This is a genomic window from Pseudoclavibacter chungangensis, assembly GCF_013410545.1.
Classification (GTDB): Bacteria; Actinomycetota; Actinomycetes; order Actinomycetales; family Microbacteriaceae; genus Pseudoclavibacter; species Pseudoclavibacter chungangensis.
In genome coordinates this window covers 276,913-290,904 of record NZ_JACCFV010000001.1, presented here as the reverse complement: position 1 = coordinate 290,904, position 13,992 = coordinate 276,913, and the positions used below count along the sequence as shown (strand labels likewise).

The 13,992-nt window shown below is 70.9% G+C and carries 13 protein-coding genes; 6 read left to right on the top strand and 7 right to left on the bottom strand.

Going from position 1 to position 13,992, the window contains the following annotated elements; translation table 11 throughout:
• Positions 1-64: 64 nt before the first annotated feature.
• The 3 genes from HNR16_RS01210 to HNR16_RS01200 form a co-directional block, all read right to left on the bottom strand.
• Positions 65-1,888, bottom strand: a complete 1,824-nt coding sequence (locus HNR16_RS01210; RefSeq protein ID WP_158039196.1) for an HNH endonuclease signature motif containing protein — start codon at positions 1,886-1,888, stop codon at positions 65-67.
• Between the two features lie 243 nt (positions 1,889-2,131).
• Entirely contained in the window at positions 2,132-2,524 is a 393-nt protein-coding gene (locus HNR16_RS01205) for a DoxX family protein (protein WP_158039195.1), read from the bottom strand.
• The gene (locus HNR16_RS01200) at positions 2,521-3,117 is read right to left on the bottom strand and encodes a TetR/AcrR family transcriptional regulator (RefSeq protein ID WP_158039194.1); all 597 of its coding nucleotides are present in this window, start codon (positions 3,115-3,117) and stop codon (positions 2,521-2,523) included. The genes HNR16_RS01205 and HNR16_RS01200 overlap by 4 nt, the downstream gene beginning before the upstream one ends.
• A gap of 462 nt (positions 3,118-3,579) precedes the next feature.
• On the opposite strand from HNR16_RS01200, the gene HNR16_RS01195 reads away from it, so the two are divergent.
• Positions 3,580-4,974 (top strand): pyridoxal phosphate-dependent decarboxylase family protein, encoded by a 1,395-nt coding sequence (locus tag HNR16_RS01195; RefSeq protein ID WP_179558041.1) that lies wholly within the window; start codon positions 3,580-3,582, stop codon positions 4,972-4,974.
• Between the two features lie 35 nt (positions 4,975-5,009).
• Here the strand turns inward: HNR16_RS01195 and HNR16_RS01190 are convergent, their stop codons facing one another.
• Positions 5,010-5,864, bottom strand: a complete 855-nt coding sequence (locus HNR16_RS01190; RefSeq protein WP_158039193.1) for a DUF1444 domain-containing protein — start codon at positions 5,862-5,864, stop codon at positions 5,010-5,012.
• 477 nt (positions 5,865-6,341) lie between these two features.
• On the opposite strand from HNR16_RS01190, the gene HNR16_RS01185 reads away from it, so the two are divergent.
• The 5 genes from HNR16_RS01185 (at position 6,342) to HNR16_RS01165 (ending at position 10,883) form a co-directional block, all read left to right on the top strand.
• Positions 6,342-6,803, top strand: a complete 462-nt coding sequence (locus tag HNR16_RS01185; protein ID WP_158039192.1) for a DoxX family protein — start codon at positions 6,342-6,344, stop codon at positions 6,801-6,803.
• Between the two features lie 266 nt (positions 6,804-7,069).
• On the top strand, positions 7,070-7,609 hold the full coding sequence (locus HNR16_RS01180; RefSeq protein ID WP_158039191.1) for a hypothetical protein: 540 nt from the start codon (positions 7,070-7,072) through the stop codon (positions 7,607-7,609).
• Positions 7,585-8,889, top strand: a complete 1,305-nt coding sequence (locus tag HNR16_RS01175; RefSeq protein WP_158039190.1) for a hypothetical protein — start codon at positions 7,585-7,587, stop codon at positions 8,887-8,889. Before HNR16_RS01180 ends, HNR16_RS01175 begins: the two co-directional genes overlap by 25 nt.
• 159 nt (positions 8,890-9,048) lie before the next feature.
• Positions 9,049-9,591 carry a hypothetical protein gene (locus HNR16_RS01170; protein WP_158039189.1) on the top strand — a complete coding sequence of 181 codons (543 nt, stop codon included), beginning with the start codon at positions 9,049-9,051 and terminating at the stop codon, positions 9,589-9,591.
• A gap of 140 nt (positions 9,592-9,731) precedes the next feature.
• Positions 9,732-10,883, top strand: a complete 1,152-nt coding sequence (locus HNR16_RS01165; protein WP_158039188.1) for a hypothetical protein — start codon at positions 9,732-9,734, stop codon at positions 10,881-10,883.
• A gap of 94 nt (positions 10,884-10,977) precedes the next feature.
• On the opposite strand, the gene HNR16_RS01160 is transcribed toward HNR16_RS01165, so the two are convergent.
• Genes HNR16_RS01160 through HNR16_RS01150 form a run of 3 tightly spaced genes read right to left on the bottom strand, consistent with a single transcriptional unit; the run spans position 10,978 to position 13,975 of the window.
• Positions 10,978-11,775, bottom strand: coding sequence for a DUF1684 domain-containing protein (locus HNR16_RS01160; RefSeq protein ID WP_158039187.1), 798 nt, complete (start codon positions 11,773-11,775; stop codon positions 10,978-10,980).
• Entirely contained in the window at positions 11,772-12,893 is a 1,122-nt protein-coding gene (locus tag HNR16_RS01155) for an LLM class flavin-dependent oxidoreductase (protein WP_158039186.1), read from the bottom strand. The genes HNR16_RS01160 and HNR16_RS01155 overlap by 4 nt, the downstream gene beginning before the upstream one ends.
• Positions 12,890-13,975: an LLM class flavin-dependent oxidoreductase gene (locus HNR16_RS01150; RefSeq protein ID WP_158039185.1), complete on the bottom strand. Its 1,086-nt coding sequence runs from the start codon at positions 13,973-13,975 to the stop codon at positions 12,890-12,892. Before HNR16_RS01150 ends, HNR16_RS01155 begins: the two co-directional genes overlap by 4 nt.
• Positions 13,976-13,992: the final 17 nt, after the last annotated feature.

Sequence of the window (13,992 nt, the reverse complement as noted above, 5' to 3'; positions counted from 1 at the left end):
TCTCGTCGATCGGGTCGTCTCACCGCGCTGCGGACGATTCCCGACTGACAACCGGAGCGGACGATCAGAACGGCGGAGGATCGTCGCTCGGCTCGAATCGAGGTCCGGCCCGTCGCGCCCGGCTCCCCTGTGCGCCGTCACGCAGAGCTGCCCCGGTGCTGCCGCGAGCGTCACCGAGATCAGCCGGATCGAGCACCGGCCGCGGCCGCACACCGAATGCGTGCCCCGGGGGCGATCCGAGCTCCGGAACGTATCCCCGCGGTTGCATGCGTTCGCGCTCTCGTTCCACGCCGCGGCCGGGATCCGCTACCCGTTCGATGGTGCGGAGCGTCTGCGTGGCCACGGCTGCCTCGCCGGACCGCGGCCCGCGCGGCGACGCCGGGGGTGGTTCGTCGCTTCCGGCGTTCGTTCGCCTGATGTGCGTGGTGGTGGGCCTTGGGTCGTCGGTGTAGGTGTGGCCCGTGGGGCTGGTCCAGTCGAGGTGACCGCCGGGGTGCTGGCGGACGCGCCAGCGCGTGTGGTGTTTGAGCGTGTGGTGGGGCCTGCAGAGGTGTTCCATGTTGTCGATGTGGGTCGCTCCCCCGTCGACGACGGCGACGGTGTGGTCGATGTCGCAGCGGGGTGCCGGGCGGGTGCAGCCGGGGAAGCGGCAGTGGTGGTCGCGTGCGTGCAGCAGCGCGCGCTGCGCCGCCGTCGGGTGTCGGGTGTCGACCTCGCGCGTCGTGCCGGTGATGGGATCCGTCAGCACGCGCAGCCAGGACGGTGCGTGTGCCGTGAGCGCGCGAGCCTGCTTGAGCGGGACGGGCGTGAGGCCGTCGAGCAGTGCCGGGGTGGTGGTGTGGTCGAGCAGGGACAGCACCGGGACGGTGATCGCGATGCGGGCCGAGATGCCCGAGGCAGCGGCGTGGGGCGAGCCGGTGCCGGTGAGGTCGCTCGTGAGGAGCAGCTCGCTGAACACGTCGGCGCGGAGCTGGTGGAGGGTGCGGGATTCGTCCGGGCCGGTGAGCGCGCGGGCCTGCGCGGTGAGGCGGTTGTGGATCGCGGCGGCGAGCACCGTGGGGAGGTCGGCCTCCAGGCGGCTCATGCCGTCGTGCTCGTGCCGCACGTGCACGCCACGGGCCCCGGCGGCGTGGGCGTGACGCTCGTCCATGCTCTCGGGCAGGTGCTCCTCGGCGAGCCTCGCTGCACGTGCACGGAGTCGCGCGGGGGTCAGGTGGTGAGCGGGGCCGAGCAGGGTGCGCTGGTACTCGGTGCGTGCCCGGCGCGTGGGGATGCGCGCGCCCGGGCCCGTGATCGCGCGGACGTGCGCGAGCGACAGGCTGCCGCGGTGGAACGCGTTCGCCGTCTCGGGGAACGATTCGTGCAACACGACCGCTTCGGCGAGCTCCGAGCTGAGGCGCGCCTCGGGCTGCGCGGTCGCGACCGCGAGCTCGCTCGTGCGCTCGCGCATCGCCCACACGAGTGCGTCGTCGTCGCCGGGATACCGGGAGCGGGCGTGGCCCGCTGTCGCGTCGTGCACGAAGGCGAGCAACTCGGCCCGTTTGGCCTGTGCCGCCGCGACGAGGCGCTCCTGCGCGCGGATCTCGTCCACCGCGATCCGGAACGTCTCGTCGTGCCGGCCCGTCACCTCGAGCAACCCGAGCTCGAACAACAGCGCATCGTGCTCCTGACGGGTGCGCGCCAGCTCGACGTCCAGCGCCGCGCGCCGCCGCGCGGCGGTCGCCGACGCCGAGTAGTCGTCGGCGGCAGGCGCGTGCCCGCGGCCGTGCTCGCGGCCCTGCTCGCGGCCGTGCTCGCGTTCGTGTCCGCGACCGTGCCCGTTCCCGTTCTCGTTCCCGTTCCCGCGTTCGTCCCTTGCCCCCCCGCCGCCGAACCGATCTCGGCGCACGACTCGGCACCGGCAGCCGCGTCGCCGCCGCGGGCCGGTGTCGGGTGCTCCGACGCATCGAGTTCGTTCATGGACGCATCACATCACCACCCACGGACATCGCCGCCGGGCAGCTCGGACACTCGCATCGAGCGGCCGTTGCCGATCGGTGCGACGGCCGCACAGAACGATCCGCGTCCCCCGCGACGTCCCCTGTCGGCGGGGCCCGGCGACGACGGACACCATGTCCCGCCCCGCCCGCACTCAGCGGAGGTAGGCGACCACGAGCACCACGATCGAGAGCGCGAGCATCCCGAGGCAGTTCAGCCAGAACGCCGAACCCAGGAACCGCGCACGCAGGTGCGCGACCACCGCACACAGGAAGTACGCCACGACACCGACACTCGCGGCCGCCCCGATGCCCGGCACCCACGTGCCCACGACGAGCCCGACCGTCGCGAGGAGCTTCACGACGACGAGCACCCACCACCATTCGCGAGGGAACCGGACGCCGTCGAGGCAATCGCGGATGAAACGTGGCGGGCGGAGCGAGAAGAGCGCGTCCGCGAACAGGACGGCCGCGAGCACGAGCGGCAACCAGACCGGATCGGGGGCGAACACCGGCGCGGCCCCGGGCGCGACGAGCAACGCGATCATCGGTCCACCGCGATCGCTCGGCACGCCGTCGTGACGGCCGCGTCGAGTCGCCGGGCGATCTCGGGCCCCGTGACGTCCGGCCCCGCCGCGGCACCGGCGAAGAGAACACCGAGGTAGGCATCGTGGACGAGTGCCGCGAACGCGGATGCCTCGTTCTCGCCGATCGCGGCCGTCGAGCGCGCGACGGTGGCGACCCGCTCCCGCAGCTCCGTCCCGAGGGCTCCGAACACCGCCGAGCGGTGTCGTCCCGCCACGAGCACCCCCGCGAACGCCCGTGCGAGCTCCGTGTCGGCCACGAACAGCTCGACGAACGGCACGAGCAGGGCGAGGACGCGCTCAGGCAGGCTCCCTCGCTCGGGCACGGCGCCACGTTGCAGCCCCTCGATGCGCTGTTCCATGACGTCGAGCAGCAGGCGGTCCTTGTCGCCCACCGCCATGACCGTTCCGACACTCACGCCCGCGTGCGCGGCGATGTCCCGCACGGTCGACGCGGCGAACCCGCGCTCCGCGAACAGCGTCGCCGCCGCCTCCAACACCCGCGCGCTGGACGAGGCTCGCTTCGCCGCGCGTGACTGAACGTGTTCAGTGAACATGTTCAGAACGATATCGGATGACCTCGCCTGCGTCGAGACCCGGTCACGGGATCGCCGTCGGTCCGACAGGATTCCCGTCGAACGACACGGCGCCCGGGTGCCCGCACGCGATCGCGATCGCGATCGCGACCGCGAGGCCCCGCGACACACCGTGCCGCCGCGCCGGACGAGCGCACCCGGACGAACGCACCGGACGACCTCGCCGCGCTGCCGCGCCGAACGACCGCACCGGACGACCACGCCGCGCCGCCGCGCCGCACCGAACGATCAAGCCACGCCGCCGCGCCGAACTCTCCCACCGGACGACCGTGCCGCACCGTCGTCGTCGCCGCGCGCCGTCATTGCCCCGCACCCGCCGCGGCTCTACCGTCGAACCAGCGACCCCGGCACCGGGCCGACCCCGACGTCCCGGACCCCGACCATCACGGCACGCGGCACGCGAACACGAATCAGGAGCACCACATGGACTCGATCCCCCGCCCCGCTCGCATGCACGCCGTCTCCGACGAGACCACCGAGATCGTCGACTCGGTGCTCGACTACGCGCGGCGACGCGCGCTGTACCGCGACGTCCCGCTCGACAAGCCCATGACGGAGCGGGAGCTGCGCCGGCTCGCACCCGGCTCGATCACGCCGGAGGGCATCGGAGCCCGGCGGGCGATCGCTCGCTTCGAGGACGTCCTCGCGCCCGCGTGCCTCTCGATCGACCACCCCGGCTACCTCTCCTTCATCCCGTCCGCGCCGACGAAGGCGGCGATCGCGTTCGACGTCGTCGTCTCGGCCTCGGCGATCTACGGTGGCTCGTGGGCCGAGGGCGCCGGTGCGGTGTACGCCGAGAACGAGGTGCTGCACTGGCTCGCCGCCGAGTTCGGGCTGCCCGAGGGCGCGGGCGGCGTGTTCGTGCAGGGTGGCACGATCGGGAATCTCTCGGCGCTCGTCGCGGCGCGACAGGCGGCGCGCGAACGCCGCGAGGCCGAGGGACTGCCTGCACCGCGTCGCTGGGTCGTCGTCGGGAGTGCGGAGGCACACTCCTCGATCGCATCGGCGGCGGGCGTCATGGACGTCGACGTGCTCCCCGTCGCGACGGGCGACGACGGCCTCCTCCACGGCGCGGCCGTCGCGGCCGCACTCGATTCCCTCGCGGACGAGGATCGTGCCGCGTTCGCCGTGGTCGCGACCGCCGGGACGACGAACTTCGGCATCGTCGACGATCTCGCGTCGATCGCGGCGGTGACACGCGAACGTGAGGTGTGGCTGCACGTCGACGGCGCGTACGGTCTCGCCGCCGCGCTCGTCCCCGAGACGAGGCCGCTGTTCGCGGGCGTCGAGTTCGCCGACTCGCTCATCGTGGATCCGCACAAGTGGCTGTTCGCGCCGTTCGACGCGTGCGCGCTCATCTACCGGGACCCGGGCCACGGCAAGCGCGCCCACACGCAGCACGCCGAGTACCTCGACACGCTCACCGAGGCCGACGACTGGAACCCGGCCGACTTCGCCGTGCAGCTCACCCGACGCGCACGCGGCCTGCCGCTATGGTTCTCCCTCGCGACGCACGGCACCGAGCACTATCGGGAGGCCATCGCGTCGGGCATCGAGCTCGCGCGTCGCATCGCCGACGAGATCGAACGGCGCGACGGGGTGCATCTCGTGCGCGATCCGCAGCTCTCGGTCGTCGTGTTCCAGCGCGAGGGCTGGTCACCCGCCGACTACCGCGCATGGTCGGACCGCCTGCTCGACGAACAACTCGCGTTCGTCGTGCCGAGTTCGCACGAGGGCGAGACGGTGCTGCGCTTCGCGATCGTGAGCCCGCTCACGACGTTCGAGCGGCTGACGGAGATCCTCGACACGCTCGAGTGACATGACGGGGCGAGCCCGGTGGCGACCCGGGCCGCTCACCCCCGCGCCGCGAGCTCCGCGAGTTTCGCGCCGAAGGGGCCGTTCACCGTGTCCGTCCGAAGCTCGCGTCGCTCGTCGAACCACGCCACCGGCTGAACCGGGCCGAACCCGTCTCGGTAGGACACGACGGGCGAAAGCGGCCCCGCCTCGGGCGCACAGAGCTGATCGGCGACGAACGCCAGGTACTCGAGCGCGGCGGCGACGCCCGGCCCCTCGATGCCGTGGACGAGGACGGTCGAGCGATTGGGGGTCGCGACGAGCAGTCCGTCGACCGCCGGGGGCGTGTCGGGCACGCGCGCGAGGAGTTCGTCGACGATGAGCACCCGCGAGGCGCCGAACCAATCGCCGGACTCGAACACGTGCCCTCGCACGCCCGGCCGCGACTTCGGCGCGAGGAGCGTGTGGTGCGGCGCGGGCAGGCGACGCAGGTTCTCGAGCGCGACGGGCCAGATCGCATCCCACCCACCGAGGCGTTCGGGCGCGGTGACCGTCCGGACCACGTCGGGCAGATCGTAGGCCGGCAACAGCACGAGCGAGCCGTCGTAGGGAAGCGCATCGTGCGCGTGTTCCGGCGCCGGTACGACCCGCACGAGCAGGCGATCGCGCTCGGCGCCGTCGATGCCCGAGGCCCCGAGCAGCTCGTCGAGGTAGCGCTCCACCTCGAGAGTGCGCCACATGTCCTGCGTCGTGGCGAGCGTCTCCGCAAGGCGCCTGACGTGGTATCGGCGCCCGCGATCGTCGACGACCGTGAACGGCTCGAGCTCGACGACCCCGATTCCCCGCTTCTGCAGGCTCGCGGCCACCATGAGTGCGGTGCCGGGGAACGCGTTCCCCGTGGTCTCCATGCTCATGCCTCTGTTCGTACCCCCTCCCGAGTCGCGTCGCACGGATGCGGCGCGGGCTCGGCCCCCCTGGCCGGCGAACCGACCTTCACCCCTGCCCGGTCGGACACGGCCCGTCAACTGAACCAGGCCCGCCGATCTTCGTAAAGTGACCGGCTGCCACGAAATCCCCCGGCACCAAGCGTATTGCCGTCGAGCGGCTCGACCGCCACCCCACCCGATCGACCAGCGAGGGCAGGCGGGTGATGTCCACACCAGCGTGTCCACTGCGGCGCGAGGCAGGACGCGGCCATCACACGGATCCGCGGGACCGTGCCTGATCACCTCGACGATTCACTCACGTCCCGGGGCCCGGTGCCCCGAAAACTCGGGTCCCGCGCTCAGCTCGGATCACCTACATTATTTCCGGTTGCAATACTTGCGACTACAACTGATGAGACTCGACAGCCGAGTGAACACGAACGAACACGAACGGATCGAATACGCATGCGACAGCTCGACCTCACGACCCCCGCCCTCCGCGACTGGACGCTCCTCGTCCTTCGCATCGTCCTCGGCGGATTGCTCCTCGCCCACGGCCTGCAGAAGCTCGTCGCGTTCGGCTACCACGGCACCGTCGGAGCGTTCGACGGCATGGGTGTTCCCGCGGCGCCGGTCGCCGCCGGCATCGCGATCGCCGTCGAGGTGATCGGCGGCCTCTTCCTCGTCCTCGGCCTCTGGCTGCCGGTCAGCGGACTCGTCGTCGCCGTGTACATGGCGGGCGTGCTCGTGCTCGCACACGCCCCGTTCGGCCCGTTCGCAACCGACGGCGGATGGGAACTCGTCGCGCTCTACGCCGTCGGTTCCGCCGCGCTCGCCGTCCTCGGCGGCGGCCGGTACGGCATCGACGGCGCACGCCTGGCGACGCGCACGGCTCGCGCGAGCGGGAGCGCGACGGCAGCTGCTTGAGCCGATCTGCCCACGACGCGGGGCGGCGGCCCGAATCGATCGATTCGGGCCGCCGTTCGCTGCGGACCGGGCATCGGCTCGTGTGGACCCACTCTCAGGAAGTCACCGCCACTCACACCACGGGTTGTCCACAGGGGTGTCATGACCTTGGTGCCGCGCCCGTTCCGCACCATAGTCTGAGCCCCCACGCAGCGGCGCGTCACCGGGCCGAGGCGAACCCGTCTCCGTCACGACGCGACGCGACACGGACGACGAGGAGGAGCAGCATGAACGAGGGCCGGTCCGAAACGCCCCACTGGGACGTCGTCCCGAGTCCCGAACTCGAACAGAAGGCCAGCTCCTGGCTACGCGGCATGATCCGATTCATCATCGAGAGCACCGACGAGCCCGACACCACACCCGACCGCTTCGAACGCACACTCGGCATCACCACCGAGCCCGGTGTACGGGGGCACTACAGCGATGACCGACGTGACCCGACGTACATCTGCGAAGTCGGCATCACTCTCCCGCCTGCGCCGAGAACCGGCGCAAGCCTCACCATCGACCGCGTCAACACCGCCTCCGCCGACACGAGCCCCCTCGTCAGGGTTCCCGACGCCACGTGGGTTCGGACTGAACTCGCCGATGCCGGATTCGGACTTCGCCCGGTCTTCCCGAACCACGGTGACCGACTCGTCGCGATCAGATTCGCACGTGGACGGGTCGGAGGCACCATCGGACTCCGCGGCGGGCGCGAGCGGGATCCGAGCGGCGGGTACGCCAACAGGGTCGTGATGTCGTGGCGCGATCCCTACGAGTCCTGAGCGAGGCGTCGCACGAGGCGATAGACCGCTTCGCGAGCGCCCCGCACGTCGCCCGAGCGGACGCCGACTCGCTGCGGCGCCTGATCGCCTCGTCCCTTCGCCTGATCGTGAGCGTGAACAATGCCGTCGGCACGGGAAACCTGGTCGGGTTCCAGGTGCAGCCCGAGGACACTCATGCCGGTGCCCAGTACGATCCGGCGCATCGCACGATCACACTCGAACTGGACAGCACACGTCCGCAGGATTGGTATGACGCGGCCGATACGGTGTATCTCCTCGGACACGAGCTCCATCATGCGAACCACACGAACGACGTCGAGCGTGGTGAAGCGAGCTTCACAGCGCGTGTAATGACAATCGCCGGGTTCGGAGGGGTCGACTACGCGCACGCACTGAATGCGTTCCTCGACGTGTCCAGAGCCGACGAGGATCGCGCCGATCTCGCGGGCTGGAACGCGTTCGTCGAGTTCGCCGCGACGAGTGGGGTGGACGTCCCCGATGCCGTCGCCTGGACCGAGCGTGCGTGGACGGTCGCACGTGTCAGCGAGGCCGATGGGCTGGTGTTCAAGGAAGGGTTCCAGCCGGAACCCGATGGGACTCTCACTCCTTCGGACTGCAACCTGGCGACCATGCGTCGCTACTACACCGGCGCCGCGCCCGACATGACCAACATCGGCCACACCGGTGAATCCGACTACGCGAACTACTACGCCGCCCCCGCACTGAGCTTCATCGGCCAGATCCACCGCGAACACCACACCACGATCGCCGACGACCACGCCCGACGCGGACTCCCCCGGCCCGCCGAACCACCCATCCGCATCGACCTCGCCACACACGGACTCACCCCGGACCTCCTCCAGAAGAACGGCATCGACCTCGGCCCCGACGCCGCCCCACTCCACTACCTCGACACCTCCACCCACCCACCGACGCCGGGCATCCTCCAGCCACTCCGGTACTCCCGCGACGAGAACGAACCCTCGCGTCCGAGCACCGTCCACGAACACCTCCGGGCACGATCGACGAGCACACGCGCCGAGGCCCGAGGGCCCACCAGGGCACCAGCCGGAACACGCCTCGGCGACACCACTCCGACGGAGGCCTCGGACCCTCGGCGCGCCCCGCGCACGCCGTCATCCAGCGGCCACAGCACCCCCGGCGGCCAGAACACGATGCCCACACCACGCGCCGACGCGGCCCGCCGGGCCGTCGAACGCGCGACGCGCCCCCGAACCTCCGGCGCACCGAGGCGCGGCAACACCGGGATCGGCCGCTGAGCCGCCAGCCGCTGCCCGCCCCGTTGTCCACAGTGCGACGAACCGACCCCACCCACGGGCCCCAGGACCGTAACCTGAACGCCCACACGGCGACGCGGCACCGCAACGAGACGACCCACGCACGTCACGACACGAACACACGACACGGCGAGGAACAGCATGAACGAAGACCGGACCGGAACACCCCACTGGGACGTCGTCCCGAGTCCCGAACTCGAACAGAAGGCCAGCTCCTGGCTCCGCGGCATGATCCGATTCATCATCGAGAGCACCGACGATCCCGACACCACACCCGACCGCTTCGAACGCACACTCGGCATCACCTTCCTTCCCACCGAGAATGACCTGTGGCACCTCCGGGACGAGAGCAATTCGAACTACGACTGCTGGGCGAACGTCGCGCCGGATCCCGACCGATTCGCGGGAGCCGACCTCACGCTGGACCGCTCCGACAGGTCGCGCCGCGACGTGCGGGCATTGGTCCGCGACCCCGATGCCGCGTGGGTCGAAACGGAGCTCAGCCGGGCCGGGTTCACGCTGCATCCCATCTATCCCGCCCACGAAGGCAAACCGATCGCGATGCGGTTCGCCCGAGGCAGGATCAGTGGAAACTACGGACTTGCCGGCAGCGGCCGACTCGGTAATGACGTGAGCTACGTGACCAAGGTCGTGATGAGGTGGAGCGACCCGTACACGACCTGACGCCCGATGCACACGCCGCGCTCGAGCGATTCATCGAGGCCCCGCGCGTCACTCGATCCGACGCGGCACGACTACGCGACATGATCGCCGCATCTCCCCGCTTGGTCGCCAATCTCAACGAAGCCGTCGGGAACCGAACCTTGACCAGCTTCGTGCTGCAGCCGGAGGGAACGCACGCCGGCGCGCAATACGACCCCGCCAGCAAGGCGATCACGCTCCCACTCGAGTGCGTGCGCCCGGAACGCTGGGCGGACGCGGCCGACACCATTTACCTCCTCGGGCACGAAATCCAACACGCCCACAATTCCAGCGACATCGACCACAGCACGCACCTGTTCTCGACTGAGATCGTCGCGAGCACTCGAGCGGGAGAAACCGACTACGCGACGGCGCTGAACCAGTACCTCGACGCCTGCCGCGCGGACGAGGATCGTGCCGACCTCGAAGGCTGGAACACCTTTGTCGAGTTCGCAGCCAGCAGCAAGGTCCCGCTTCCAATGGCGGTCGCCCAGACGGTGCGGGCGCGAACCGTGGCGGATTCTGTCGACCGCAGACACGTGCGATTCGGCATCGGCTTCGCGCCCAACCCGGACGGCAGCCTCGAGTCCTCGGAGCAGAATCTCGCCGCCATGCGGCGCTACTACACCGGTGCCGCGCCCGACATGACCAACATCGGCCGCACCGGTGAATCCGACTACGCGAACTACTACACCGCCGCGGCACTGAGCTTCATCGGCCAGGTCCACCGCGAACACCACGCCGAGATCGCCAGCGACCACGCCCGACGTGTACTCCCCCGGCCCGCCGAACCACCCATCCGCATCGACCTCGCCACACACGGCCTCACGCCCGACCTCCTCGAGAAGAACGGCATCGACCTCGGACCCGACGCCGAACCACTCCACTACCTCGACACCTCCACCCGCCCACCCACACCGGGCATCCTCCGACCCCTCCGGTACTCCCGAGACGAGAGCGCACCCGCGCGTCCGAGCACCGCCCACGAGCACTTCCGGGCACGATGGACGAACACAGGGCCCGACCCCGGCGGGCCGGGCCGAGCGCCCGCCGGGGCACCAGCCGGAACACGCCTCGGCGACGCCACTCCGACGGAGGCCTCGGACCCTCGGCATGCCTCGCGCACGGCGTCGCCCGCCAGCTGTAGCACCCCGGGCGACCAGAACACGACGCCCACACCACGCACTGACGCGGCCCGCCGGGCCGTCGAACGCGCGACGCGCCCCCGAACCTCCGGCGCACCGAGGCGCGGCAACACCGGGATCGGTCGCTGACGCCCGCATCGGGCGCCGACACCGACACCGGCCTCAACACCGACGGCCCGCACCGGACGGTGCGGGCCGTGGGCCACCTCGCGAACGGGCGCGATCAGTCGCGCTTGCGACGCGGCGCCCGCTCACCCGCGGCGACATTCACCGGCAGCCGGTTCGCCGCCGACGGCAACGGGCACGCGAACTGATCACTGAACGCGCACGGCGGCAGCGTCGCACGGTTGAAATCGACGAGCGTGCGGCCCGTGCGATCCGGCGACGGGAGCGACAGGAACCGGAAGGCGTTGTGCGCGCCACCGCTCCCCGAGTCGGCGAACACCGCGCTCAGCCCCCGCTCCCCCACACGCACCTCGAGCGCGATCTCGTGCCCGTCGAGCAGGAACACCGCGATACCCGCCTCCGCGTGCTCCGACGTCGAACCGTCCACATGGTCCACGACCACACGCCCCGGCACCGGCCGGAAATCGGCCGACACGACCCAGCGCGACTCCGGCGGATACGCGTCGATACCGACGATCCCCTCCCGCGCCGGCCTGCCCGCATCGAACACGCGCAACGCCCGCTCGTCGCGACGCGCGTGCGCACGCAGCGTGCGCGTCCCGTCGCTCAACTCCTCGCCCGGTTCGAGCCGCGTCTCGCCCGTCACGATGTCGCCGTCGCCCGAGCGGTACCCGCTCCAGCCGATCTCGCGCCCGAGCACCGCCCCGCCGTCGCGCGCCCACTCACCCGGCGCATCCGGAACGGCGGCGAACTCGTCGTCCAGCCACGCGGTGTGCGCGAGGCTCGCCGGCCCCGTCGGCGCCAGCACCTCCGCCCGCCGCTTCGCGTGCCAGCGATCCCAGTCGGCCACGAAGGTCCGCGCCGAAACCAGTGCGCGCTCGCCGCCGCTCGTCATGCCGTCACCCGATCCGTCCGCAGCTCGTCGATCCCGAGCTCCTCCCGCTGCGCCCGCCACCCGCTCCGCACGAGCGGCACGAGCTCCTCGAGCAGGATCCGTGCCTTCTCGATCGTCTCGTCGATCGTGTGGTGCGCGGGGTGCACGCCGAGCACGATCTCGTCGCTCAGCGCGACGCTCGGGTCGGCGAGCAGATCCGCCGCGAGCACCTCCGGCGTGCCCCACGGCACGTTGTCGCTCAGCAGTTGATCGGGTACCGACCACGTCGGATCGACACGACCGATCCTCGCCGCGAAGTCGTTCCAACGCCGCACGCGCGTCCCCGCCTCCGCGAGCGCCGACTCGACCGTCGGGCCCGGATACGCGCTCCGGGACAGCACGACGTACGGCGTGCGCATGTCACCCCACGTCTCCTCGAACACCTGCCGGTAGATGCGGATCGACTCCGCCTGCCGCTCCTGGAACCCGCGCCGCGCCGCGGCCGTCCGCTCCGGGCCGTTCCCGAACCGTTCGAGGATGAACCCCTCGCCGTTCTCGGCCGCACGCCGGATCGTCTCGAGGTTCGACGAGCCGTACAGCACGCGCCCCGAGAGCGAACGGTTCGGCGGGTGCAGCGACTCGCTGCCGCCCTCGACCTGCGACCCCTCGAGCGCCCACTGCAGCCGTTCGGCCTTCGCTACGAACCCCGCGTCGCGATTCTTGTTCCACGAGTCGAACACGTGGAACGAGTCCGACGGAACACCCTTGCCGAGCCCGAGCACGAGTCGACCGTTCGACAGGTGGTCGACGACCGACACCTCCTCCGCGGCCCGCACCGGGTCGTCGAGCAGCAGCGGCAGGACGGCCGTCCCGAGCGCGATGCGCTCGGTCGACACGGCCGCCGCACCGTAGAACGCGAACGGGCTCGGGAGCGTCGCCCAGCCCGCCTTGAAGTGCCGGGTCGCGATCCACGCGCTGTCGTAGCCGAGCGTCTCGAGCGCCTGCACGAGCCGCAGGTTGTCGCGGTAGATGCTGCCGAGGTCGTCGTGCTGATCGAGGTGCGTGATGAACCCGATCCGGAGCTCGGGGATCTCGCCCGTCCGCGGCGAACGCGTGTCGGGGATGCCGGTGCCACTCATACGAGTACCTCCTGCGTGTCGGTCGGATACGGGGTGAGCGACGCGTTCACGCCGCGCGCGGGGATGTCACGGTCGACGTACTCGGTCGCGGTGCGCGGTGCGTCGTCCTGCAGGCCGGGGAGCTCGGCGGCGAACAGCTCGATCGACTCGAGCGCGTGCTCGTGCGCGACGCCGGGCCCCTGGAACTGGATCGCCGTCTCCTCCGTGCCGCGGAAGTCGTCGGTCCAGGCTCGGATGCGATCCGCGACCTCACCCGCCGTGCCGACCGCGAAGCTCAACCGCTCCGCGATCTCGTCGAACGCCTGACTGTCGGGGCCACCCGTCCACTTCTTGCGCAGGTAGATCGCGGCGTAGTTGCGGAGGAACTCGACCGCTCGCTCGCGAGCGAGCGCCCGCGTCGGGGCGACGAGGCCCGAGCGCAGGTGGATGACCTCACCGTCGGGCACCGCGGCGCGGTACTCGCGGTTGAACCGCAGACGCTCCTCGAGGGGCAACGGCCGCGGGATCATGAGCCGGTAGCCGTGCGCCCTCGCGAGCTCGACCGCGTTGCGGCCGGCACCCGTCCAGATCACGTCGCGCGCGGCCCGGCCCGCGGGCGGCGAGATCTCGACGCCGTCGTACTGGTAGTACTCGCCGTCGAAGGTCACCGTGCCCTCGTCGAACGCGAGGCGCAGGATCTCGTGGATCTCCGCCGAACGTGCCGAGAGCTCGTCCCGCTGCAGTCCCCATGCGGCGAGCGACGGCTCGTCGCCGATCCCCGAACCGACGCCGAGATTCAATCGGCCGCCGGAGATCGCGTCGAGGAGGTTCGCCGATTCGGCGAGCCGCAACGGGTCGTAGAACGGCGCGCACACGATCGAGGTGCCGAGGCGGATCCGCTCGGTGCGACCGCTGAGCCGCGCGAGGAAGAGCAGCGGATCGGGCACCTCGCCGCGCATGTGGAAGTGGTGCTCCGTCACCCACACGCCGTTGTACCCGAGGCGGTCGCCGGCGACGACCTGCTGTTCGACGTCGCGATACCACTGCGCGGGCGACTGCCCGGTGGTGACGTCACCGTAGTAGAAGAGATCGATTCGAGGCATCCTGTGCTCCTTCCCCG